At 63.2% G+C, this 3451-nt stretch carries 3 protein-coding genes and 1 pseudogene; all 4 read right to left on the bottom strand.

Annotated features, from left to right (window positions below):
* Nucleotides 1–368, bottom strand: a pseudogene (locus EN906_RS27410) (BMP family ABC transporter substrate-binding protein); the annotation flags it as partial.
* A gap of 154 nt (nt 369–522) precedes the next feature.
* Complete coding sequence (pcaF, locus tag EN906_RS27405; RefSeq protein ID WP_127268262.1) at nt 523–1728, bottom strand: 3-oxoadipyl-CoA thiolase; 1206 nt, start codon at nt 1726–1728, stop codon at nt 523–525.
* A 1-nt stretch (nt 1729) separates the two neighbouring features.
* The gene (locus EN906_RS27400; RefSeq protein WP_127268263.1) at nt 1730–2527 is read right to left on the bottom strand and encodes a CoA-transferase subunit beta; all 798 of its coding nucleotides are present in this window, start codon (nt 2525–2527) and stop codon (nt 1730–1732) included.
* The gene (locus tag EN906_RS27395; RefSeq protein ID WP_127268264.1) at nt 2524–3381 is read right to left on the bottom strand and encodes a CoA transferase subunit A; all 858 of its coding nucleotides are present in this window, start codon (nt 3379–3381) and stop codon (nt 2524–2526) included. The genes EN906_RS27400 and EN906_RS27395 overlap by 4 nt, the downstream gene beginning before the upstream one ends.
* Nucleotides 3382–3451: the final 70 nt, after the last annotated feature.

The raw sequence follows: 3451 nt of genomic DNA, 5'->3' as shown, positions 1-3451 counted from the left end.
TTCGGGAATTGCTTGGCTGTGCGGCGCGATTCACGCTCGGCGGCGAAGGCATCGCCCAGCACCAGCTCATAGCCGCCTTGCGCATATTCGCGCATGACGCGGCTGAAATCGGCGGTCTGCACCTTCTCGGACCATTTGTATTCGATGCCGAGTTCCTTCTCGGCCCTCTGCAAGGCGACATGGATCTGGTTGTCCCACGGCTCCTCGATCGGCGTGGCGAAGATCGCCGCCACCTTCAGCTTCTTGTCCGCCGCGAAAGCGGCGCCCGGCAGCATCGCAGCTGCCAAACCAAGCGCGCCCAGCTCCAGCACATTGCGTCGCGAAAGCCCTTCGCGTTTTATCTGCGATTTATTGTTCCGGTTTTCCATTGCATTCCCCTCTGTTCGACAGCCGTGTCGAGCCGGCTGTTCGTGAAAATGTCAGACGGGGAAGTATGGAACGACGCCAGACTTTTGTCCACGTGGTCAAATTTGAACCGCGCACCGGATTCTTGATCTTAGCCGGCCAAGCAAGGGCCGCCGATCAAACCCGTTCCAGCGCGATCGCGATGCCCTGGCCGACACCGATGCACATCGTGGCAAGCCCATAACGGCCGCCACGTTCGCGCAGCTCCAGCGCCGCCGTGCCGGAGATGCGGGCACCCGACATGCCCAGGGGATGGCCAAGCGCGATGGCGCCGCCATTCGGGTTGACGTGTTCCGCATCCTCGGCAATGCCAAGCTGGCGCAGCACGGCTATGCCTTGCGAGGCAAAGGCTTCGTTGAGCTCGATGACATCGAACTGTTTTGGCGTCAGGCCAAGCCGCGCGCAGAGTTTTTGCGTCGCCGGCGCCGGGCCGATGCCCATGATGCGCGGCGCCACACCGGCGGCAGCGCCGCCGAGAATGCGGGCGATCGGCGTTAGGCCATATGTCTTCACCGCCGCCTCGGAAGCGACGATCAGCGCCGCCGCCCCGTCATTGACGCCGGAGGCATTGCCGGCCGTTACCGTACCGCCTTGCCGGAACGGCGTCGGCAGCTTGGCCAGCGTCTCGACCGTTGAGCCAGCGCGGGGATGCTCGTCCTTCGAGATGACCACCGGATCGCCCTTGCGCTGCGGGATCGTCACCTCTGTGATTTCCTTTGCCAGCCTTCCATTGGCTTGCGCGGCGACCGCCTTGTCCTGGCTGCGTACGGCAAAGGCGTCCTGGTCGGCGCGTGACACCGAAAAATCCTCGGCGACGTTCTCGCCGGTTTCCGGCATCGAATCGACGCCATACTGCTTCTTCATCAGCGGATTGACGAAGCGCCAGCCGATGGTGGTGTCGTAGATCTCGGCATTGCGCGAGAACGCCGTGTCGGCCTTGGGCATGACGAAGGGCGCGCGGCTCATCGATTCGACGCCGCCCGCGATCATCAATTCCGCTTCGCCCGCCTTGATGGCGCGAGCGGCTATGGTCAGCGCATCCATGCCGGAGCCGCACAGGCGGTTGACGGTCGAACCTGGAATCTCCTTCGGCAGACCTGCCAGCAGCAGCGCCATGCGCGCCACGTTGCGGTTGTCCTCGCCGGCCTGGTTGGCACAGCCATAGACGACGTCGTCGACAGCCTGCCAGTCGATGCCGGGATTACGCTCGGCCAGCGCCCTCAGCGGTATCGCGCCAAGATCGTCTGATCGTACCGAAGACAGCGAACCGCCGAAGCGGCCGATCGGAGTGCGGATGTAGTCGCAGATATAGGCCTCGGCCATGTCATGCAGCCTTTGCTTTTCCGGTTCCCTCATGCGCCGCCTTGGTGCGGGCCTGCAGGTCGCGCAATGTCTTGAGTTCGAGTTCGCTTGGCGCCGGTGTTTCGTCAAGCGCCTCCGCGAACTTTACCACCCAGCCACAGCTCTCCTGCACCTGCTGGCGCGTGACGCCGGGATGCAGCGACACGACAGTGAATTCCTTGCTCACCGGGTCCGGCTTCCAGATGGCGAGATCGGTGATCAGCAGCGTCGGGCCGGCGGTGTCTATGCCAAGCCGTTTTCGATGGTCACCACCCTCGCCATGGCCGAAGGAGGTGAAGAAGTCGATCTTCTCGACCATGCCGCGCTTGGTCTGCGCCATGGTGATGTAGATCTCCTTCGACGACGTCGCGATCTCCGGCGCGCCGCCGCCGCCGGGCAGCCGGGTCTTGGGATGGAAATAGTCGCCGATGATGGTGGTGTTGATGTTGCCGAATTTGTCGAGCTGCGCCGCACCGAGGAAGCCGATCGAGATGCGGCCGCCCTGCAGCCAGTAGCGGAACATCTCAGGCACCGCGACGGTGGTGATAGCGGTCTCGCACAATTCGCCGTCGCCGATCGACAGCGGCAGCACGTCAGGCGCGGTGCCGATCGTGCCGCTCTCGTAAATCAGGGTGATGTCAGGCGCATGCGTCAGCCGCGCCACATTGCAGGCGGCCGATGGCGCGCCGATGCCGACGAAGCAGACATCGTCGTTGCGCAGCGCGCGGCTGGCGGCGATGGTCATCATCTCGTTGGGGGTGAATCCCGGATTGTCGCTCATGCCGCTTTCCTCAAATGCTCGACCCGGGCCGCGAAATCGTCGGCGCTCTTCTCGATCACGTAGGCCTGCATCCACGCCTGGAATTTCTCGCGGTCGGCGGCGATCTCGTCCCATTCGAGATAGGCCGCATTGTCGCGCGCATAGTAGCCGTGCGCGTAGGACGGATGCGAGCCGCCGGGCACGACCGATATCGCCGCGATCGTCCAGCGCGGCAGCACGGTCAGATTGGGGTGCGGATCGTCGAAATTGTCGACGACTTCCTCGACGGTCACCACAGCGCGTTTGGCCGCCAGAACCGCTTCCTTCTGAATGCCGATGATGCCCTCGACCAGCACATTACCTTTCCTGTCGGCCTTCTGGGCATGGATGAAGGTGACGTCAGGCCGGATCGAAGGGACAGCGGCCAGCACCTCGCCGGTGAACGGACAGGTCACCGACTTGATATTCGGGTTGACCGCCGCGAGGCCAGCACCGCGATAGCCGCGAAACACCGCGCAGGGCAGGCCGGCAGCACCCGCTTCATAGGCATTGGCCATGCCGGCATGGCTGTGCTCCTCAATTTCGAGTGAGCGCGGAAAGCCGTTCTCGATGGCATCGCGGGCGCGCCGCAGCAGGCCGACGCCGGGATTGCCGACATAGGAGAAGACGATTTTCTTTGCCATGCCCATGCCGATCATCTGGTCGTAGATCAGGTCCGGCGTCATGCGGATCAGGGTCAGGTCGCGAAAACCCTGGCGGATCGCCTCATGCGCCGCCGCCGTCGGGATCAGATGGGTGAAGCCCTCGAAGGCGACGGAGTCGCCATCTTTCAAATTCTCGGCCACGGCCTGTTTGAGCGGCAGGAACTTGACCATCGCATCGGCTCCGGGTTTCAGAAAGTTCGTATTGCGAACATATGTTTTGTATGCGATACTTTCTACGCTG

Origin of the sequence: Mesorhizobium sp. M7A.F.Ca.CA.004.06.1.1, from assembly GCF_003999135.1 — a bacterium.
Lineage (GTDB): Bacteria > Pseudomonadota > Alphaproteobacteria > Rhizobiales > Rhizobiaceae > Mesorhizobium.
This window is presented reverse-complemented; position numbering and strand designations above follow the sequence as displayed.